The sequence below is a fragment of the Crenobacter intestini genome (assembly GCF_004919095.1).
In the GTDB taxonomy this organism is placed as follows: Bacteria; Pseudomonadota; Gammaproteobacteria; order Burkholderiales; family Chromobacteriaceae; genus Craterilacuibacter; species Craterilacuibacter intestini.
Window position 1 is genome coordinate 18,932 of the sequence record NZ_STGJ01000022.1, and the last position, 18,901, is coordinate 37,832.

The 18,901-nt window shown below is 61.2% G+C and carries 18 protein-coding genes and 1 pseudogene; 10 read left to right on the plus strand and 9 right to left on the minus strand.

Translation table 11 applies throughout. The features are described 5' to 3' along the window. Positions 1-14: 14 nt before the first annotated feature. Positions 15-2,117 (minus strand): flagellar biosynthesis protein FlhA, encoded by a 2,103-nt coding sequence (gene flhA, locus E5K04_RS15145; protein WP_136555636.1) that lies wholly within the window; start codon positions 2,115-2,117, stop codon positions 15-17. Further along, on the minus strand, positions 2,114-3,283 hold the full coding sequence (flhB, locus tag E5K04_RS15150; protein WP_136555638.1) for a flagellar biosynthesis protein FlhB: 1,170 nt from the start codon (positions 3,281-3,283) through the stop codon (positions 2,114-2,116). The genes flhA and flhB overlap by 4 nt, the downstream gene beginning before the upstream one ends. 207 nt (positions 3,284-3,490) lie before the next feature. On the opposite strand from flhB, the gene E5K04_RS15155 reads away from it, so the two are divergent. Both E5K04_RS15155 and E5K04_RS15160 read left to right on the plus strand, forming a co-directional pair. Continuing rightward, entirely contained in the window at positions 3,491-4,285 is a 795-nt protein-coding gene (locus E5K04_RS15155; protein WP_136555641.1) for a thymidylate synthase, read from the plus strand. Continuing rightward, positions 4,282-4,770, plus strand: coding sequence for a dihydrofolate reductase (locus E5K04_RS15160; protein WP_136555643.1), 489 nt, complete (start codon positions 4,282-4,284; stop codon positions 4,768-4,770). Before E5K04_RS15155 ends, E5K04_RS15160 begins: the two co-directional genes overlap by 4 nt. Before the next feature lie 353 nt (positions 4,771-5,123). Here E5K04_RS15160 and E5K04_RS15165 read toward each other — a convergent pair whose 3' ends face one another. Beyond that, the gene (locus E5K04_RS15165) at positions 5,124-5,798 is read right to left on the minus strand and encodes a GntR family transcriptional regulator (RefSeq protein ID WP_136555645.1); all 675 of its coding nucleotides are present in this window, start codon (positions 5,796-5,798) and stop codon (positions 5,124-5,126) included. Between the two features lie 394 nt (positions 5,799-6,192). Continuing rightward, positions 6,193-7,284 carry a porin gene (locus E5K04_RS15170; protein ID WP_136555647.1) on the minus strand — a complete coding sequence of 364 codons (1,092 nt, stop codon included), beginning with the start codon at positions 7,282-7,284 and terminating at the stop codon, positions 6,193-6,195. A 116-nt stretch (positions 7,285-7,400) separates the two neighbouring features. Between E5K04_RS15170 and E5K04_RS15175 the strand changes: the two genes are divergently transcribed. Then, on the plus strand, positions 7,401-7,625 hold the full coding sequence (locus tag E5K04_RS15175; RefSeq protein WP_136555650.1) for a hypothetical protein: 225 nt from the start codon (positions 7,401-7,403) through the stop codon (positions 7,623-7,625). 193 nt (positions 7,626-7,818) lie between these two features. On the opposite strand, the gene E5K04_RS15180 is transcribed toward E5K04_RS15175, so the two are convergent. From E5K04_RS15180 to E5K04_RS15190, 3 genes are all read right to left on the minus strand, one after another. Beyond that, positions 7,819-9,090 carry an O-acetylhomoserine aminocarboxypropyltransferase/cysteine synthase family protein gene (locus E5K04_RS15180; protein ID WP_136555652.1) on the minus strand — a complete coding sequence of 424 codons (1,272 nt, stop codon included), beginning with the start codon at positions 9,088-9,090 and terminating at the stop codon, positions 7,819-7,821. Between the two features lie 90 nt (positions 9,091-9,180). Then, the gene (locus tag E5K04_RS15185; RefSeq protein ID WP_136555654.1) at positions 9,181-10,119 is read right to left on the minus strand and encodes a hypothetical protein; all 939 of its coding nucleotides are present in this window, start codon (positions 10,117-10,119) and stop codon (positions 9,181-9,183) included. Further along, positions 10,088-10,657, minus strand: a complete 570-nt coding sequence (locus E5K04_RS15190; RefSeq protein ID WP_136555656.1) for a LemA family protein — start codon at positions 10,655-10,657, stop codon at positions 10,088-10,090. The genes E5K04_RS15185 and E5K04_RS15190 overlap by 32 nt, the downstream gene beginning before the upstream one ends. A gap of 73 nt (positions 10,658-10,730) precedes the next feature. Between E5K04_RS15190 and E5K04_RS15195 the strand changes: the two genes are divergently transcribed. Then, the gene (locus E5K04_RS15195; protein WP_136555658.1) at positions 10,731-11,585 is read left to right on the plus strand and encodes a Rossmann-like and DUF2520 domain-containing protein; all 855 of its coding nucleotides are present in this window, start codon (positions 10,731-10,733) and stop codon (positions 11,583-11,585) included. On the opposite strand, the pseudogene E5K04_RS15200 reads toward E5K04_RS15195, so the two are convergent. Next, positions 11,582-12,103: pseudogene (locus tag E5K04_RS15200) on the minus strand (nicotinate phosphoribosyltransferase); the annotation flags it as partial. The gene E5K04_RS15195 and the pseudogene E5K04_RS15200 overlap by 4 nt on opposite strands. Before the next feature lie 497 nt (positions 12,104-12,600). Then, on the minus strand, positions 12,601-12,879 hold the full coding sequence (locus E5K04_RS15205) for a hypothetical protein (protein WP_136555662.1): 279 nt from the start codon (positions 12,877-12,879) through the stop codon (positions 12,601-12,603). 262 nt (positions 12,880-13,141) lie between these two features. On the opposite strand from E5K04_RS15205, the gene E5K04_RS15210 reads away from it, so the two are divergent. The 6 genes from E5K04_RS15210 to ubiU all read left to right on the plus strand — a co-directional run. Next, complete coding sequence (locus E5K04_RS15210; RefSeq protein ID WP_136555664.1) at positions 13,142-13,582, plus strand: putative zinc-binding protein; 441 nt, start codon at positions 13,142-13,144, stop codon at positions 13,580-13,582. A 46-nt stretch (positions 13,583-13,628) separates the two neighbouring features. Further along, on the plus strand, positions 13,629-14,618 hold the full coding sequence (gene moaA, locus E5K04_RS15215) for a GTP 3',8-cyclase MoaA (RefSeq protein ID WP_136555666.1): 990 nt from the start codon (positions 13,629-13,631) through the stop codon (positions 14,616-14,618). A gap of 14 nt (positions 14,619-14,632) precedes the next feature. Then, complete coding sequence (locus tag E5K04_RS15220; RefSeq protein ID WP_136555668.1) at positions 14,633-15,301, plus strand: carbonic anhydrase; 669 nt, start codon at positions 14,633-14,635, stop codon at positions 15,299-15,301. A gap of 73 nt (positions 15,302-15,374) precedes the next feature. Continuing rightward, a complete protein-coding gene (locus tag E5K04_RS15225; RefSeq protein ID WP_136555671.1) occupies positions 15,375-17,285 on the plus strand; it encodes a type IV pili methyl-accepting chemotaxis transducer N-terminal domain-containing protein in 1,911 nt (636 codons plus the stop codon). A gap of 15 nt (positions 17,286-17,300) precedes the next feature. Next, positions 17,301-17,951, plus strand: a complete 651-nt coding sequence (locus E5K04_RS15230; RefSeq protein WP_136555673.1) for a response regulator — start codon at positions 17,301-17,303, stop codon at positions 17,949-17,951. Between the two features lie 140 nt (positions 17,952-18,091). Beyond that, positions 18,092-18,901 (plus strand): ubiquinone anaerobic biosynthesis protein UbiU (gene ubiU / locus E5K04_RS15235; protein ID WP_136555675.1); only part of this gene is annotated, 810 nt, incomplete at its 3' end.

Consider the following 18,901-nt stretch of genomic DNA (forward strand, 5'->3'; position numbering starts at 1 on the left):
CTGTCAGTTCGTCCTTAGTCCTTGCCGCCGCCGATCACGGCAATTATACGGATGGTTTTGCTGTCGGGGATTTCGTTGTGAGAAATCACCCTCAGCTGCGGCAGCGCGCGGCGCATGAAGCGCGCGATCAGCGCGCGCAGCGCGGGCGGCGTCAGCAGCACCGGGTTGATGCCCTGCGCCTCGACCGCCTCGGTCTCGCGCACCGCGTTGGCCAGCAGGTTCTCGGCGAGGCCGGGTTCGAGGCCGCCGCCGGCCTTGGACTGCACCGCCTGCATCAGGATGCCCTCGAGTTGCGGGTCGAGCGTCATCAGCGGCAGCTCCTGGTCGCCCGGGAAGAGCTGCTGGACGATGGCGCGCGACAAGGCGGTACGCACCGCCGAGGTCAGCTCGTCGATGTCCTGGGTCACGGGGACATGGTCGGCCAGCGTCTCGAGGATGGTGCGGAAGTCGCGGATGCCGACGCCGTCGATCAGCAGCTGCTGCAGCACCTTCTGCAGGGTGCCCACCGGCACCACCTTGGGCACCAGGTCCTCGATCAGCTTGGGCGACTCCTTCGCCTGGTGTTCGATCAGCGCCTGCACTTCCTCGCGGCCGAGCAGCTCGGCCGCGTGCGTCTGCAGCAGGTTGGAGATATGGGTGGCGACCACCGTGCTCGCGTCGACCACCGTGTAGCCCAGGCTCTGCGCCTCCTCGCGGCGGTCGGCGGCGATCCACAGCGCCGGCAGGCCGAAGGTCGGGTCGGTGGTCGGCGTGCCCGGCACCTCGCCGTCGACCTGGCCCGGGTTGATCGCGAGGAACTGGCCGGCGTAGGCGTCGCCGTTGCCGATCTCGACGCCCTTGAGCAGGATGCGGTAGGCGTTGGGGCGGATCTCCAGGTTGTCGCGGATGTGCACCGGCGGCACCAGGAAGCCGACCTCCTGCGCGATCTTCTTGCGGATGCCGCGGATGCGCCTGAGCAGCTCGCCGTCCTGGTCGCGGTCGACCAGCGGGATCAGCCGGTAGCCGACTTCCAGCCCCAGCATGTCGACCGACTGCACGTCGTTCCAGCTCACCTCGGCCGCCGCCTGCTCGGGCATCGGCGCGCCCGGCAGTACGCCGGCACCCGCGCCGGCGCCGGCCAGTTCGGCCTGCGCCGCTTCGCGGCCGCGTTTCTCCTGCCACCAGGCCAGCGCGGCGAGCGACGCGGCGATGGTCAGGAAGGCGATGTGCGGCATGTTGGGGATCAGCCCGATCAGCCCGATCACCGCGGCGGTGATGTACAGCACCTGCGGGTTGGCGAACAGCTGGCCGATGAACTGCTCGGACAGGTCCTTGTCGGTGCCGACGCGGGCGACCACGATGCCGGCGGCGGTCGAGATGATCAGCGCCGGGATCTGCGCGACCAGGCCGTCGCCGATGGTCAACAGTGTATAGGTCTTGGCGGCGTCGCCCGCCGGCAGGTCGTGCTGCGCCATGCCGACGATCAGGCCGCCGACGATGTTGATCACGATGATCATGATGCCGGCCATCGCGTCGCCGCGCACGAACTTGGACGCACCGTCCATCGCGCCGAAGAAGTTGGCTTCCTCGGTGATCATCTGCCGGCGCTTGCGCGCCTCGTCCTCGCCGATCAGGCCGGCGTTGAGGTCGGCGTCGATCGCCATCTGCTTGCCGGGCATCGCGTCCAGCGTGAAGCGGGCCGACACCTCGGCGATGCGGCCGGCACCCTTGGTGATCACCATGAAGTTGATGATGGTCAGGATGATGAACACGATGATGCCGATCGCGACGTTCTCGCCGATCAAAAAGTGCGCGAACGATTCGATCACCTTGCCCGCCGCGTCCGGGCCGGTGTGGCCCTCCATCAGGATCACCCGGCTCGAGGCGACGTTCAGCGACAGGCGCAGCAGCGTCGTCACCAGCAGCACCGCCGGGAACGCCGAGAATTCCAGCGGGTGGCGGGTGTTGATGCCGACCAGGAGCACGATGATCGACATCGCGATGTTGAAGGTGAAGAACGCGTCGAGCACCAGGGGCGGCAGCGGCAGCACCATCATCGCGAGGATCAGGATGATGAGCACCGGCCCGGCCAGGCCCGACAGGTTGAGCGTCTTGAGGATGCCTAGGATCTGCTTCATTCAGTGTTTCGTTCGTTGCGGCCGGCGGCCGTCTTCTTCGATTGCGGGTCAAGCTCGGGCGGCACCTCGAGCGCGTCCGGGTAGACCGGGGCGAGGCCGCCATTCTGTTCGTACACACGCAGCTGGTAGATGTAGGCAAGCACCTGCGCCGCCGCGTCGAACAGCTTGGGCGGGATGTCCTCGCCCAGTTCGGCGTGGAAGTACAAGGCGCGTGCGAAGGCCGGCGCGCGCATGCTGGCGACCTTGTGTTCGCGGCCGGTCTCGAGGATCTTCTCGGCGAGCTTGAGCGTGCCCTTGGCGACCACCTGCGGCGCGCGCATGCCGTCGCTGTACTTGAGCGCGACCGCGTAATGCGTCGGGTTGGTGACGATCACGTTGGCGTGCGGCACCTCCTGCATCATCCGCTTGCGCGCGGCCTCGCGCTGCAGCTGGCGGATGCGCCCCTTCACCTCGGGCGAGCCCTGCTGTTCCTTGTGTTCCTGTTTGACCTCTTCCTTGGTCATCTTGAGCTTCTTGTGGTACTGCCACAGCTGCAGCGGCACGTCGACCGCCACCAGCAAGAGCAGGGCGCCGGCGACGATCAGCAGGGTATGGCCGACCAGCTCCATCATCCGCGCGAGCCCCGCCTCCAGCGGCAAGGTGGCGAGCGAGGTGAGCTCGGCGCGCTCGCTCCAGATCACCCAGGTGGCGACGCCGCCGATCAGCGCGCTCTTCATCACCGCCTTGCCGCCCTCGGCCAGTGCCTGCACCGACACCATGCGCTTGAGGCCCGATACCGGGTTGAGCTTGGAGAACTTCGGCTCGATCGCCTTGGCCGACAGGTTCCAGCCGCCGATCAGCAAGGGGGTGAACAGCGCGACGATGGCGAGCGCGCCCAGGAAAGGCAGCAGCATCCACAGGGTGTCGAGCGCCGCGGCGCGCATCGCCTCGAGCGCGAGCTCGGGCGTCTTTAGCGCCGCCACGTCAAAGCCCAGCAACCGGCGGGTGATCGCCGAGACGTCGCGGTAGAAGCCCGGCCCCAGCGCGATCAGCAGGCCGACGCCGGTCATGGTCACCGCGAAGGTCGCCAGTTCCCGCGACCGGGGGACATTGCCTTCCTCGCGCGCCTGCGACAGGCGCCGCTCGGAGGCGGGTTCTGTGCGTTCGAGGTCGGAATCTTCAGCCATGGTCGCGTGGGGTCAGGATGGTCGATCAACTCGCCATCTTACCAGTTAGATGCAAGACTCCGGTATCAAAGCAGGGGTGTTTTGCGGCTTTTATGTTGAAAAAACAGGCGGCTGTGCAGGGCGTGCCGATGGTCGCGGTCAGGCCCGGCGATTGGGCGTTTGCCTCGGCTGCGTTACACTTGCGCGATTGAAACTGGCTGCAACACGATGAAACAATACCTCGACCTGATGCGTCACGTGCTCGAGCACGGCGACGTGAAGACCGACCGCACCGGTACCGGCACCCGCTCGGTGTTCGGCTACCAGATGCGCTTCAACCTCGAGGACGGCTTCCCGCTGGTGACCACCAAGAAGCTGCACCTCAAGTCCATCATCCACGAACTGCTGTGGTTCCTGTCCGGCGACACCAATATCCGTTACCTGAAGGAAAACGGCGTGCGCATCTGGGACGAGTGGGCGGACGAGAACGGCGACCTGGGCCCGGTGTACGGCTACCAGTGGCGCTCGTGGCCGGCGCCGAACGGCGGCAAGGTCGACCAGATCGCCAACGTGGTCGAGATGATCAAGCGCATGCCGGACTCGCGCCGGCTGATCGTCTCGGCGTGGAACCCGGCGCTGGTCGACCAGATGGCGCTGCCGCCGTGCCACAGCCTGTTCCAGTTCTACGTATCGAACGGGCGCCTCTCCTGCCAGCTCTACCAGCGCTCGGCCGACATCTTCCTCGGCGTGCCGTTCAATATCGCCAGCTACGCGCTGCTCACCATGATGGTCGCGCAGGTGTGCGGCTTGAAGGCGGGCGACTTCGTGCACACGCTGGGCGACGCGCACCTCTACAGCAACCACCTCGAGCAGGCGCGCGAGCAACTGGCGCGCGAACCTTTCCCGCTGCCGACCATGCACCTGAACCCCGCGGTCACCGACATCTTCGGCTTCAAGTTCGAGGACTTCACGCTGGAAGGCTACCAGGCGCACCCGCACATCAAGGCGCAGGTGGCGGTATGAAGCCGCTGCTGACGCTGGTGGTGGCGATGGCCAGGGGGCGGGTGATCGGCAAGGACAACGCGATGCCGTGGCACCTGCCGGAAGACCTCAAGCACTTCAAGGCAGTGACGCTCGGCAAGCCCATCATCATGGGGCGCAAGACCTGGGACTCGATCGGCCGCCCGCTGCCGGGCCGGCGCAATATCGTCGTCACCCGCAACGAGGCGTGGCGGGCGGAAGGTGCCGAGGCGGTGCACTCGCTGGCGGACGCGCTCGCGCGGGTGGGGGAGGTGGACGAAGCCTGCGTGATCGGCGGGGGCGAGCTGTTTGCGCAGGCGCTGGCGCTTGCCGACCGGCTGGAGCTGACCGAGATCGACATTGAGGTGGCCGGCGACGCGTTTTTCCCGGCGTGGGACGACGGCTCATGGCAGGAGAGTGCGCGCGAGGCGCACCGCCGCGACGACGGCCTGGCCTGGTGCTACCGCACGCTCACGCGCCGCGGCTAGGAGCCGTGTAGGTCGAGTCTCACCCGGATGTTGAGTCCGCTGCGCGGACGTTTTTAGGTGCCGCTTCCGCGCTGACCGAGCGCGGCAAGCGTAGCGGTGCGAGGGAATTCGAACGGGCAAGGGGCTTGTGGCGACAAGCCCCTTGCATCCCAAACGCCCCCGAAGGCCCGCGACTTCCCCGTCAACAAAGGCGCTGGCGAGGCGCCGGCCAACTCGCGATTCGCTACCGTCGAATCGCTCGAACAAGGGCCGGCTTAAGACCTCGCCAGCACCTTTGTTGCCGGCGCGTGCCTACGCGGTAGGGTGGCTGGCGCAAGAAGGTTATGGATTGGCTTTCGCCGGCTGTCTGGCGCTTAAACCTTCTCGGCTGCCGACAACGCGCGGGTCGCCTCGACGACCACCTGGCTGTAGGTGTCGTGCAGTGCGCGGCTGAGCGTGCCGATGCGCTCGCCGTCGCGGGCGACGATGGCGGCGACCGCGTCGGCGATGAAGGCCTGCGCGCGCGCGAGTTGCGGCGCGCCGGCGCGGAAGATCGCGTACAGGCAGCGGCGGGTCAGCGGCTGCATCTCTTCCAGCGTCGCCTGCAGGTAGCGGTTGTCGCAGCGCGCATAGAGTGCGGCCAGGAACTCGAAGCTGGTCGCGTAGAAGGCAGAGACATCGTCCTGCCGGCGGTCGATCGCCAGTTGCGCCTCGCATTCGAACAGCGGCGCCAGGTCGTCGTGCTGCCAGCGTGCGGCCAGGCTCTGCATCGCCTGCTCCAGCAACAGGAACCACAGGTCGAGGAAGGCGCGCACGTCGTCGGCGTTCATGCTCTCGACCACCGCGCCGCGGCGCGGGTAGATGCGGATCAGCTGGCGGCGCTCGAGGATCAGCAGCGCCTCGCGTACCGAACTGCGGCTGACCGACAGTTCGGCGGCGATGCGCAATTCCTGGATGCGGGCGTTCGGTGCGAGCGTGCCGCGGATGATGTGTTCGCCCAGATGGGCGGCGATCTGTTCGGTCAGCGAGTCGTTGGCTTTGAAGGTCATGGCGGGAGAATGTCGGATTGTCCGGCAGTACGGCGAGCGGCGATTTTAACACCGTGCGCGGGTGTGGCGTAAAACCGTCACCTTCTCTTGCGAAGCGCATGAATGGCTTGCCGTGCGCGTGCACCGCGCCTAACATTCAAACGTCTGTTTGATTCGGGCCGCGCGAGGAAGACACCGAGGGGCTTTGCAAGGGCGCTCGTCAAGCTTCGACGTCGGACAGATCCGGCCCCCTCGCGTTCGGGACGCGATGGGGTGCCACGCTGCAGGGAAGCTTGCAGGTACGACACGGGTGTTGACCGCCCCGGCTACAGGCCGGGGCGTTTTTTTGCCTGCGGTTGGCGGGCATGAAAAAACCGGCGCGAGGCGCCGGTTTTTGCGTTCAGAAGCGCGAGGCTTAGAACTTGTGGACCACGTAGGCACCGAAAGCGTCGATCTTGTCGTCGCCGAATGCCTTGGCCAGGTTGTCGTCCAGCTTGATGTGGCCGTACTGGGCGCTCAGCACAGTGCGCTTGGACAGTGCGTAGTCGGTACCGACCACGAACTGCTGGTAGCCGGAGTCGCTCAGCTTGCTGCCGTCAACCTTGACGTCGGTGCCCTGCACGAAGGAGACCTTCGGCATGAAGTTGCCGATCGAGTAGGTCGCGGTCAGCGCGTACTCGCTGGACTCGAACTTGCCCAGCTTGGTGTTCAGGGTCGCAGCATTCAGATCAGACAGATCAACGAAGCTGTTGGCGAAGGTCTGGTCGTAGTCGCCCTTGCTCAGACGGTAGCCGGCTGCCACGAACAGGTTGTTGGCTTCGTAGCCCACTTCCAGTTGGTGTTGGGTGCCTTTTTCTGCCGGAGCATCAACCGGAGCGTTGTACTTGGTGCGGTAGGTGTACGCGTACTTGGCGAACATCGGGCCGTAGTTGTAGCCCAGACCCAGGTTGTACGTTTCCCGATCTTTATTTTTGATCGTGGTCGGATCAACCGGGTTGAAGTTGGTGTTGATGCTCTTGTCTTCTTCGGTGCCGTACAGGAAGGCGGCCTTGAAGCCTGCGTATTCCGGGCTGTCGTAACGGACGGCGTTCTTCACGCGGGTGTTGCCGCGGGTGTAGATGCCCAGGCCCAGCGCGTCGCTGTTGTACTCGTACGGGTCAACGTTGCCCAGGTCGGAGTCGCCGAAGTTGGAGATGTTGCCCAGACGCAGGGTACCGAAGTCGGAGGTCACGCCGACGAAGGACTGGCGGGAAGCCCAGTTGCCGCTGTTGGCGCTGTTATCGATCGCAACGCCGGTCTCAACCTGCCAGATCGCCTTCAGGCCGTTGCCCAGGTCTTCAGCACCCTTGAAACCGATGCGGGAGCCCACGTCTTCGATGTTGGTCGCACGCTGGCCAGCGGTATCGATCGATTCAACGCCGCCCTTGATGGCGCCGTAGATGGTCACGTCAGCAGCTGCTACGGCCGGGATACCGGCGATCAGCGCAGCGATCAGGGTCTTTTTCATGATGCTCTTCCTTGGTGTGTGAAGAAAAGTTTGTGAGCGAATGCTAAACGCGAAGTTGTGCGTGGCGCAACACATAGCAAGCGTACTGTTGCTTTTTTCCTACACATTGAGCGCGTTTGCTCGCCGTTTATGCGCATATCAAGATAAGAAGATCATTAAACTCTCAAAGAAATCAGCGGCTTGCGCTGCGTGCGCGGGATTTGCAGTGTCTGGGCGAAAAACCGTGTGATTCTGTTGTTTTTTGCGGCGTGCTTGCCATGGTGCTGGCGTTTCTGGCGGATAAATGCCGGACGGCGGACAAAAAAGAGCCCGTCCTGACTGGACGGGCCGCAAAAACCTAACCTCGAAACAACGGAAGGACGCACGCAGTACGTATCCGTTGCCAAGTATTCTAGGAGCATGTGCTGTCAATGTAAAACAGCCTGTCTCTATTTTTGATGTTGATCAATCGCTGTCTATTTTGGGGCGGCTGCGGCAAGCGCAAAAAAACCGGCCGCGCGGGCGGCCGGTGTTGGGTGCAGGTGGCGCGGGTGCTCAGGCCGCGGCGAGCGCCTGCTCGATGTCGGCGAGGATGTCGTCGATATGCTCGATGCCGATCGACAGGCGCACCATCTCTGGGCGCACGCCGGCCTTGCGCTGCTCCTGCTCGGAGAGCTGGCGGTGGGTGGTGCTCGCCGGGTGGCAGGCCAGGCTCTTGGCGTCGCCGATGTTCACCAGACGGGTCACCAGTTGCAAGGCGTCGATGAAGCGCGCGCCGGCCTCGACGCCGCCCTTCACGCCGAACGACAGGATGCCCGACGCGCGACCGCCCATATAGCGCTCGACCAGGGCCTTCGACGGGTTGCCTTCCAGCGCCGCGTATTCGACCCAGTCGACCTTGGGGTGGCTGGCGAGGTGGCGGGCGACCTTCGCTGCGTTGTCGCAGATGCGGTCCATCCTGAGCGCCAGCGTCTCGATGCCGGTGAGGATCTCGCGCGCGTTGAACGGCGAGATCGCCGCGCCCATGTTCCGAAGCGGCACCACCCGCGCGCGGGCGATATAGGCGGCGGCGCCCAGCGCCTCGACGTAGTTGACGCCGTGGTAGCTGACGTCCGGCGTGTTCAGGCGCACGAAGCGTTTGGCGTGCTCGCCCCACGGGAACTTGCCCGAGTCGACGATGATGCCGCCGATGCTGGTGCCGTGCCCGCCCAGGTATTTGGTGAGCGAGTGAACGACGATGTCGGCGCCGTGCTCGAACGGCCGGCACAGATAAGGAGAGGGCACGGTGTTGTCGACGATCAGTGGCAGGCCGTGCCGGTGGGCTTCCGATGCGAAGGCGGCGAAGTCGACCACGTTGCCCAGCGGGTTGCCGATCGATTCGCAGAACACCGCCTTGGTGCGCGCGTCGACCAGCGCGCCGATCGCGGCCGGGTCGCGGTAGTCGACGAAGCGCACCTCGATCCCCAGTTGCGGGAAGGTGTGCGCGAACAGGTTGTAGGTGCCGCCGTACAGCGTGCTGGTGGCGATGATGTTGTCGCCGGCCTCGGCGATGGTCTGGATCGCGTAGCTGATCGCCGCCATGCCCGAGGCGACCGCCAGCGCGCCGATGCCGCCTTCCAGCGCGGCGACGCGCTTTTCCAGCACGTCGGTGGTCGGGTTCATGATGCGGGTGTAGATATTGCCCTGCACCTTGAGGTCGAACAGGTCGGCGCCGTGCTGGGTGTCGTCGAACGCGTAGCTGACGGTCTGGTAGAGCGGCACGGCGACGGCCTTGGTGGTCGGGTCCGGGCTGTAGCCGCCGTGCACGGCAATCGTTTCAATCTTCATGGTTTTCTCCGTCTGTAGAGTTTTTTGTCATCATCGGCGATCGTCGCGTCGTGTGCAAAGGCCGGGCGCTGCTGTGGCCGGCATAAACCGTTATAAGGATGCGCCGGCGAGCAGCGGCAGCACCGCCAGCGTGGCGAGGCCTGAGGCTGCATGTAGCCAGGCCAGGCGCCGGTAGCCGCGCGAAGCCTTACTCGGGCTGTGCGCGGCGACGATGAACGGCCGGCCGTCGGCGGGGGCCGCCAGGTGCAGGCTGACCGGGATCGCCGCGAGTTCGCGGTGCCGGCGGTCGACGTCGCGGGCGACCGCCTCGCGCGCCGCGTCCCATTCGGCAAGGTCCAGCTCGCGGTTGCCGTCGGCGTCGAAGCGCGCGAGCGCCGCCGGGTCGCGCTTGAGCGTCTCCAGCGCGGCCTTGAAGTCGGCGTCGCGCTCGGCGCGGGTTGGCGCGCCGCCGATGGCCGACACTTCGCCCAGCGCGTAGAGCGGGTCGCCGTCGGCGATCCAGGTCTCGGTGATGCGCCAGCCGTCTTCCATCCAGCTGTGCCGGTGGCGCGCGCGCACCTCGGCGCGCTCGGGCTCGATCACCACCTCGCCGCCGTCCTTGCCGACCAGCAGGAAGCTTTCGGTGGAGGTGGCGCCGCTGTCGGCGTGGCCGGTGAGCGGGCGCCGGCCCGGCCCTTGCCAGGCGCGCCGGTAGCCGAACCATAAACAGGGGCGGCCGCTGATGGCGGAGGCGAGCGGCGCGCGCGGGTGGGCGCGCGCGGTGCCGTAGAGTTCGCAGTAGCCGAGCGCGGCGCTGGCTGCGCGCGCGGTCGGCGTGTCGGCGACGGCGCGGTAGCGGCGGTACGCCCAATGCCAGTAAAAGAGGGCGAACAGCGCGCAGCTGCCTTGCAGGAGGGCGGGCGGCAGCAAGGGGAGCCGCCACGCGGCGTAAAGCAGCGCGGGGTAGGCGGCGAGGCTCGCGTAACGGTGCGCGAGCGCGTCGTGGCCGCCGGGCAGCTTAACGCTGGAAAAGCGCGGCAATATCGACATCGGCCTTGTCGCGCGCGGCGAAGGTCAGCGGCCGCGCGGGGGTGAAGCCCAGCGCCTGCGCGACGAGGGTGTCGGGGAAGGACTCGACGCGCACATTGAGGTTGTTGACCGCCTCGTTGTAGAGTTCGCGCCGGTCGGCGATCGCGTCTTCGAGGCGGCTGATGCGCGCGGAAAGTTCGCCAAAGCGCGCGTCGGCGGAGAGTTCGGGGTAGGCTTCGGCGACCGCCCACACTTGCGCGAGCAGGCCGCGCAGCTGTTCTTCGAGCGCGCCGATGCGGGGGACGTCGTTCCTGGCGCGCGCGTCGCGCACCGCGCTCCTGGCTTCCATCACCCGGGTCAGCGTGTCCTGCTCGAAGCGCGCGTACTGCTGGCAGACGGCGACCAGCTTGGGTAACTCGTCATGGCGCTGCTTGAGCAGCACGTCGATATTCGCCCAGCTTCTTGTCACCTCGTGGCGCAAGCGCACCAGGCCGTTGTAGAGCGCGATCAGGTATAGCAGCGCAAGGCCGAGCGCGGTGGCGATGATCCATTTAGTCATGGCGTCTCTTTCTGAGGTGGCCAGACAATGATGATGTCCTTGTTTGGGGGCGTCAACGTCCGGAAAGGCAGGCATGAAAGCAACCCTGAATATCGTCGGCGGCGGCCGGCTGGGCGCCACACTCGGCGCGCTCGCGCAGGCCTCGGGCCGCTACCGCGTAGGCGCGGTGCTGTGCCGCGAGCGCGCGCACGCCGAAGCGGCCGTCTCGCTGGTCGGCGACGGCGTGCCGCTGTGCGATCTGGCCGCGCTGCCGCCGGCCGGGCTGACCCTGATCGCGGTGCCCGACGCCGCGATCGCGCCGGTGGCGGCCAAGCTCGCGGCAGCCGGCGTGCTGGCGCCGGGGTCGGTCGCCTTTCACGCCAGCGGCGCGGGCGAGGCGAGCCTGCTCGCGCCCCTGGCGGCGCAGGGCGTGTGCTGCGCGAGCCTGCACCCGGCCTTCTCCTTCGCCGACCCGGCGCGCGCGCGCTTGTCTTTTGCCGGCACGTTGTGCGCGTTCGAGGGCGATACGGCGGCGCAGGCGCCGCTCTACGACTTCGCACACGCCATCGGCGGGGCGCCGTTCGCGCTTGCGCCCGGCGGCAAGGCGGCGTACCACGCGGCGCTGTCGGTCGCGTCCAACTATCTGGTCACGCTGGCGGCGCTGGCCGCCCGTATCGCCGCGGCGGGCGGTGTCGACACGGACACCGCTGCGCGGCTGATCGGCACGCTGATGCAGCAGACGCTGAGCAATGTGCGCGCGATCGGCCCTGCCGCCGCGCTGACCGGGCCGATTGCGCGCGGCGACGATGGCACCGTCGCGCGCCATCTGGCGGTGCTCGCAGGGGATGACGCTGCCGCGTACCGCGCGCTGGGCCGGCTGACGCTGGCGTTGGCATCCGCGCCTGACGCCGCGCAGCGGGAAAGGCTGGCCGCGCTGCTGGCGGATTAGGCGGGGACGGCAAACACCTGACGCAGGTAGGCGAGGAAGGTCGGGTCGACCGGCAGGGCCTTGCCCGGGCTGTCGGAGAGCTTGGCGACCGGCTGGCCGTTGCAGCGGGTGAGCTTGAGCACGATGGAGAGCGGCGTCGGCCCTAGGTCGTTGCTCAAATGGGTGCCGACCCCGAAGCTCGTCTGCGCGCGGCCGGCGAAGTGGCGGTACAGCGCGAGCACCTTGCCGGTGTCGAGCGCGTCGCTGAAGACCAGCATCTTGCTGCGCGGGTCTATCTTCAGCGACTGGTAATGCGCGATCGCCTTCTCGCCCCACACGAACGGGTCGCCGCTGTCGTGGCGCAGGCCGTCGAACAGCTTGGCGAAGTAGAGGTCGAAGTCGGCGAGGAATGCGTCCATGCCGACCACGTCGGTCAGCGCGATGCCCAGATCCCCCCGGTACTCCTGCACCCAGGTCTCCAGCGCGGCCTTCTGGAAGTCGCGCAGGCGAACGCCCAGCGCCTGGAAGGCCTGCACGGCGCCACGTGCAAGTTAAAAAAGATGGACACGCGAAAATTCCTTTAATTCCAAGGCTTGCCAGGAAAAGAGGTGTCAGTCTCATCGCACGAAAAAATGGACTCACAGACGTCTTAGGTGTCCACTTTAATAGGGGGCGTGAGCGGCTGCGGCAACCTGATCACCCATTCCCGCTGAATCTGGACAGCCGTTCCAGCGCAAACTGGACGGTTTGAAACATTACCGTAACAAGGCGTAGCGCGCGGGGTAACCCTTGGCACCCTCGAACCTTTTTCCTAGGCGCCCGATGTCTAACCACAGGTTATCCATGCGCAAAATCATCGAAATCCTTCGCCTGCACCACTCAGGCCTCTACTCCCGGCGCGTAATCGCCCGCATGATCGGCGCCTCTCCAACCACGGTGAGCGACTACCTCGCTCGTGCCAAGCTGGCCGGACTCGGCTTCCCGTTGCACCCGACGAACTGGACGACCGCGCGTCAATGCACTGCTGTTCCCGCCGTCACCCCCATCCAGCGTACTTCGCGCCGAGCCGGATTGGCCGGCGCTGCACCAGGAACTGCGCAAGAGCGTGACGCTGGAACTGCTCTGGTAGCAGGCGGATCATCAACTCGGTCGGGTATGGAGGCCGACTGCCAAAGTAGCGGTGAGGCCTCGGCAATGCACGGTCGACGCTGGCCGCCAACGCGGCGAAGTAGACATGGCGGCCCACCGATTCCAGCGGATCACCCAGCTTGGACAGCTTGCTTTCTCGTTCTTCGGCGGCGAACAGGCTCTTCATCGGGACATCTCAGTCAGTGCATCATGCACAGATCATGCCAGAGCGGGGGGGGCTGGAAGTTCCCTTGGGGGATCGATTCAGACATGCTGGAAATCCGCGCGATCAAAGTGACCGGCAACGGCGGGGTGGGTGACGCCCCGATGCTGCCAGAAGCGCACACCATGCCAAAGTGATTAGTTCCAATGACCAATAGTCACGCCAGCCGCAAGACATGATCATGTAGCCCATTCATGGGGTGAAGTGCCAGGGGCTGGAGGATGGTATGGCTGACCACGCGAAACACAACGTTGTCCCGTTAGTCTATGCATGTAGCGGTTGTTCGAATGTGGCTCAATTATGCAACAACATCGCGCTTGACCTTGATCGCAGGGGTCAAGCGCGTATGTCATGCATCAGCGGTGTAGGGGGAGGGGTGTCATCGCTTGTCCGACTGGCGAGGTCGGGATTGCCCATCCTTGCCTTGGATGGTTGCGAGCTCTCCTGTGTTGCCGCCTGCCTTGGCAAAGTCGGTATTGTTCCGAATGAGCACCTGGTGTTGACAGAGTTCGGTCTACGCAAGCGACAGGGATGCGATGCTGCGGAAGAAGCTAGGTTGCAAGCTAATACTATCGTCGAGGCAGCGCTTACAAAAATTACAGAAACGATGTTTGACCACGCAGTAACCGTTGCGTCCCCAGTCTGCTATCTGGAATTAGGGGAGTAGTCTGCTTCTGTGAACAATAAATTACTTACTAAAATCAGGTGATTAAATGTCGAATAGAAACAGACTAATCGATGGCTTTGGAAGGCAGATAAACTATCTACGGGTATCTGTGACGGATAGATGTGATTTGCGCTGTAACTACTGCTTGCCAAAAGGATTCAAGGGTTTTGAAGAACCTTCGCACTGGCTTTCGCATGAGGAAATGGCCAGGCTTGTTGGTATTTTTGTATCGCTTGGCGTTGGGAAAATACGACTGACGGGAGGCGAGCCACTGACAAGGAGAGGGATTTCAGACTTCGCGTCTATGGTTTCTTCTCTAGAAGGCGTTGAGGATCTGTCGCTCTCGACCAACGCAACCCGACTTGCAGGCCAAGCCAAGTCACTCTACCTTGCCGGAATTCGTCGTCTTAATGTTAGTCTGGATACCCTTGATAAGAATTGTTTTGCAAGCATCACGGGGCGTGACTGTTTAAACGAAGTTTTGGCAGGTCTGGACGTGGCCAAGTCTGTCGGGTTTAGTCCTATCAAGTTAAATTGTGTCGTTCAGCCTGGAGTAAATGTCGATACGCTGCATGCTCTATTCGAGTATTCGTTAAAGCAAGACTTTATTTTGCGGCTGATAGAAACAATGCCTATAGGAGAGACCGGACGTGCCGCCAGATATGTCGATGTTACGAAACTCGGCGCAGACATGGCCAGAAAATACGGACTTCTACCTCAATTGGATGACACTGGGACTGGTCCTGCTCGTTACTGGTCGATGGGGGAGGGACTGGCAAATTTTGGCGTTATTACCCCACGTTCACAACACTTCTGCGAACGGTGCAACCGAGTTCGTTTAGGTGTAGATGGTACCTTGTACTTGTGTCTTGGACACGAAGACTGCGTCCCACTTGGGGCGTTGTTGAGAGACGGTGCAAGTAATTCTGATATTGAATCGACAATTCTGACTGCGATTGCAGCAAAGCCTGAGCGTCATCATTTTAATACACAGCCTGATAAGGTTATACGCTTTATGGCTCAGACTGGTGGTTGAAATAGGGGCTATGTATGCATGATATTGAACGATTCATTCATGGGTTTGAGAAATTTCAGAGTCATTACTTTGATGACTCACCTGGTTTATTTAATGATTTGAAGCGTGGCCAACGCCCGGGAACCTTGTTGATTGGATGTTGCGACTCTAGGGTAGATCCCGCATTGTTACTTGGCTGTGATCCCGGTGATATTTTCACTGTTCGCATTGTTGCTAGTCTGGTGCCACCTTGTGGATCAGCTAAAAGCCATCATGGTGTCTCAGCGGCTATTCAGTTTGCTGTCGAGTCTTTGAAGGTTTCACGTATTATTGTTCTTGGACATGCGCAATGCGGCGGCATCCGTGCACTAGTTGAGCAGGATATTGATACGTCGCGTGAAGAAGATTTCATCGGGAAATGGATGTCGATTGCAGAGCCCGCGCGCGTGCGCGTGATGTCTACAATGCAGGACGCTTCGGTACTGGAACAACGGAGAGCTTGTGAGCTTGCTTCAGTTCTTGTTTCGCTTAAAAATCTTGAAACATTTCCATGGGTGAAGTCTGCAATAGCATCAGGAGAACTGACGCTCCACGGTTGGTATTTTGACCTTGATTCTGGGGCACTTCTTGCGTATGCGCCTCGTGCAGATGCCTTTTTGCCGCTTGTATGCCCGATTGTATCAAAATCGGCTTGCGCATCATGATGAATGGGATCAGTCTTCGCTTGTCGTACTGCCAAGGTACAGTGTGCTTGCAATGTATGCGTGGGGATGGCTGATGCCGATTGATATGGAAAAATTCGTTTGGAGGCACCGCCTTTCAACCAGGATCCTGGCACTGAACATTGGTGGTCTGATTGTTATCATGACCATGATTATTGGGACGCTCTGGCTCTCGTGGCAGCTTGAGGGGGCCGGTGCGGCGATCAATGATGCCGGTAGCCTGCGAATGCGAGCCAATCTAGTTCAGATTGAGCTGGATCGGGAGAATGCTGTTGGGCATTCGAACGTCGAGAAGACTGTTTTTGAACAAAATAAACTGCTAGATCAATTGCTTTCTGGTGACCCAAGTAGACCATTGTTTATCCCGAATGATGTTGGCGTTAAGAATCAATTCATTAAGGTTGCGGAGCTTTGGAGAAATAAAATGGTTCCCGCAATTTACTCAGCAGATTCTGCTGATCGATCGAAGAAATATTATTCTCTTCTTCCTGATTTTGTTGCTCAGACCAACCTTCTTGTTTCTCTAATTGAGCGTGCAAATGAGCAAAAAAGCAATCTTCTTCGTGTGTCGCAAGGTGTCTTGGCATTAACGGCCTGTTTTGGTGCGCTCGCTATCGCGTATCTATTGTACTTGTGGATCATTCTGCCGCTCATTAGGCTTCAGGATGGTGTGCAAAGGATGGCTAAACATGATTTCTCAGTCAGACTGCCTGTGGATAGTCGTGATGAATTTGGTAGTCTGATGCAGGGTTTCAATGCAATGGCTGATGAGTTGGAGAGCCTTTATCGCGATCTTGAAGCCAGAGTGGCAGATAAAACTGTTAGGATGGAAAGACAGAATCATGAACTCACAACCTTGTATGACGTGCTTGTTTTTCTGAATCAGCCGGCAGATATAGAGCAACTTTGCAGTGGTTTTTTAAAAAAAGCAATGCGGCATTTCAATGCAGATGGTGGAAGTCTGAGGGTATTGGATGGCCACACTGATCGTTTGCATCTCGTTGTGTCAGAAGGTCTTTCGGCAGAACAGATTAACGCAGATCAATGCACGCATGTTAATGCTTGTCATTGTGGGCATGCGACTTTCCAAAACAGAATAATCATTAAAGATTTAAAATCTTCTAGGGCGCAATTGCCATGCGCGAAAAGTGGTTTTGTTTCACTTGCTGCATTCAGGGTTGCCTGTCTAGATCAGTCCCTTGGTGAATTTACACTGCATTTCTATGAAGAGCGCAGCCTAAGCGCAGCCGAAGCACAGGTTCTAAATCTTCTTGGTCAGCACCTAGGTGTCGCCCTGGAGAACAGAAGGCTTTCGGCGCGTGCCCGTGAAGTGGCAGTTGCACAAGAACGTAATTTGTTAGCGCAGGGGTTACATGACTCTATCGCACAGGGGCTCAATTTTCTAAAGATGCAAGTTGACTTGCTAAAAAAAGCACAATCAGATGGAGATCACGCAGAAGTTGAGGAAATTGTTGAACTGATCTCCGGTGGGATTGATGAGAGCTACCAAGATGTTCGAGAGCTTTTGTTGAACTTCCGCAGCAAGCTAGGGCCAGGAGAACTGTTTGGAGGTATTCGGGAGTCTGCCGATCGATTCTCGCGCCAGACTGGCACGGAAGTTTCATTTTCCGTGATTGACGAAGGTGGAGCTCCCTTGTCACCTGAACAGCAACTGCAACTGCTTTTTATTGTTCAGGAAGCGTTGTCAAACATCAGGAAGCATGCGGGTGCTAGTCACGTGCAAATTGTTGTTCGCAATGGACCTGATTTCGAGATAGAAGTGATCGATGATGGTTCTGGGTTCGATCTGAAAGAAGTTGATTCTCGTGGAGAAGGGCACATTGGCTTGCACATTATGAGGGAACGTGCAGAAAGAATTGGGGCCCATCTGGAATTAAATACCAGCCCAGGTGAGGGTACTTTAATAAAATTGTGTTTAAGTAAGTGTCTTCGAAAAGCAGCGTAGAATAGGTAAGAATAAATGACTATTAGAATCCTATTGATTGATGATCACAATCTTTTCCGCTCTGGGTTAAGATTGCTGTTGCAGAAGCAAGTGCACCACGAGGTGGTCGGAGAGGCGGCCGACGGGGGGGAGGGGCTCAAGCTGACGCGTAAATTAAAACCAGACATCGTTTTGCTTGATTTGAATATGCCAGGTCTTTCTGGATTGGATACTCTTAGGTTGCTGGTTAATGAGTTTCCCGATGTAAAAGTGGTGATTCTTACTGTTTCAGAAGAGAGTGATGAGCTGGCACAGGCACTGCGCGATGGGGCTCGTGGCTATCTCTTGAAAAATATCGAAAGTAGTGATCTAGCCGCGGCGATCGAACAGGTGTTTTCTGGGCAGTCTGTTGTTTCGCCAGCAATGACTGCAAAGCTTGTCGATTGCGTTAGAGAGGGGAGCAGCAGGCAAGCGCCTTTGCCGCCTGATTACGAGAAGCTGACGGTGAGGGAGCGAGAGATTGTACGTTATCTTGTTCAGGGTAAAAGTAACAAAGAAATTGCGCAGTGCCTCAATCTTGCCGATAGCACAGTAAAGATCCATGTGCAAAATGTATTGAAAAAACTTGGTTTGAATAGTCGCGTTCAGGTTGCTGTATATGCGGTCGAGCGTGGTTTGGCTGAATGAATTATAGTAACCATGATAATGGTTTCTTCTGATTTGAAGCTTAATATTCTGTATCTGAATAATTTTCTGCGGCCAAGTGCAATTTAAATGTTGAATTCAATTCAATGACCGCTAGGCGGTTTTAAATGGTTTATTGAGCAATGCAATCTTTGCCCGAACTGGTCTGCCCCGCCGGCAGCCTGCCCGCCCTGAAAACCGCGATCGACCACGGTGCCGACGCGGTGTATATGGGGCTCAAGAACGAGACCAACGCCCGCAACTTCGCCGGGCTCAACTTCGACGAAAAATCCGCCGCCGCCGGCATCCGCTACGCGCACGACAAGGGGCGCAAGGTGCTGATGGCGATCAACACCTTCGCGCAGGGCGTCGACATCTCGCGCTGGCACCGTGCGGTCGACCAGGCCGCCGACCTCGGCGTCGACGCGGTGATCCTCGCCGACATCGGCCTGATGGATTACGCCTGCCGCCGCCACCCGAAACTGCGTCTGCACATGTCGGTGCAGGGCTCGGCGACCAACTACGAGGCGGTCAACCTTGCGCGCGAGCGCTTCGGCGTGGTGCGCGCGGTGCTGCCACGCGTGTTGACGGTCGACCAGGTGCGCCACGTGATCGAGCACACCGACGTCGAGATCGAGGTATTCGGCTTCGGCAGCCTGTGCGTGATGGTCGAGGGGCGCTGCCTGCTCTCCAGCTACGCGACCGGCGAGTCGCCGAACACCCACGGCGTGTGCTCGCCGGCCAAGTTCGTGCGCTGGGAGCAGGAAGGCGCGGCGACCGCGTCGCGGCTGAACGGCATCCTGATCGACCGTTACGGCGCGGGCGAGGCGGCCGGGTACCCGACGCTGTGCAAGGGGCGCTTCGACGTCGAAGGCGACACCTACTACGCACTGGAAGAGCCGACCAGCCTCAACGTGCTCGAGGTGCTGCCGTCCCTGCTGGAAATCGGCGTC

Bases quoted from the DNA above. Each gene is read 5' to 3' on its own strand.
- E5K04_RS15170 (WP_136555647.1), bottom strand. From the start codon at position 7,284: ATGAAAAAGACCCTGATCGCTGCGCTGATCGCCGGTATCCCGGCCGTA.
- E5K04_RS15185 (WP_136555654.1), bottom strand. From the start codon at position 10,119: ATGTCGATATTGCCGCGCTTTTCCAGCGTTAAGCTGCCCGGCGGCCAC.
- E5K04_RS15160 (WP_136555643.1), top strand. From the start codon at position 4,282: ATGAAGCCGCTGCTGACGCTGGTGGTGGCGATGGCCAGGGGGCGGGTG.
- flhB (WP_136555638.1), bottom strand. From the start codon at position 3,283: ATGGCTGAAGATTCCGACCTCGAACGCACAGAACCCGCCTCCGAGCGG.
- moaA (WP_136555666.1), top strand. From the start codon at position 13,629: ATGTCGAATAGAAACAGACTAATCGATGGCTTTGGAAGGCAGATAAAC.
- E5K04_RS15180 (WP_136555652.1), bottom strand. From the start codon at position 9,090: ATGAAGATTGAAACGATTGCCGTGCACGGCGGCTACAGCCCGGACCCG.
- E5K04_RS15225 (WP_136555671.1), top strand. From the start codon at position 15,375: ATGCCGATTGATATGGAAAAATTCGTTTGGAGGCACCGCCTTTCAACC.
- E5K04_RS15205 (WP_136555662.1), bottom strand. From the start codon at position 12,879: ATGAAGAGCCTGTTCGCCGCCGAAGAACGAGAAAGCAAGCTGTCCAAG.
- E5K04_RS15165 (WP_136555645.1), bottom strand. From the start codon at position 5,798: ATGACCTTCAAAGCCAACGACTCGCTGACCGAACAGATCGCCGCCCAT.
- E5K04_RS15155 (WP_136555641.1), top strand. From the start codon at position 3,491: ATGAAACAATACCTCGACCTGATGCGTCACGTGCTCGAGCACGGCGAC.
- E5K04_RS15230 (WP_136555673.1), top strand. From the start codon at position 17,301: ATGACTATTAGAATCCTATTGATTGATGATCACAATCTTTTCCGCTCT.
- E5K04_RS15220 (WP_136555668.1), top strand. From the start codon at position 14,633: ATGCATGATATTGAACGATTCATTCATGGGTTTGAGAAATTTCAGAGT.
- E5K04_RS15195 (WP_136555658.1), top strand. From the start codon at position 10,731: ATGAAAGCAACCCTGAATATCGTCGGCGGCGGCCGGCTGGGCGCCACA.
- flhA (WP_136555636.1), bottom strand. From the start codon at position 2,117: ATGAAGCAGATCCTAGGCATCCTCAAGACGCTCAACCTGTCGGGCCTG.
- E5K04_RS15210 (WP_136555664.1), top strand. From the start codon at position 13,142: ATGGCTGACCACGCGAAACACAACGTTGTCCCGTTAGTCTATGCATGT.
- E5K04_RS15190 (WP_136555656.1), bottom strand. From the start codon at position 10,657: ATGACTAAATGGATCATCGCCACCGCGCTCGGCCTTGCGCTGCTATAC.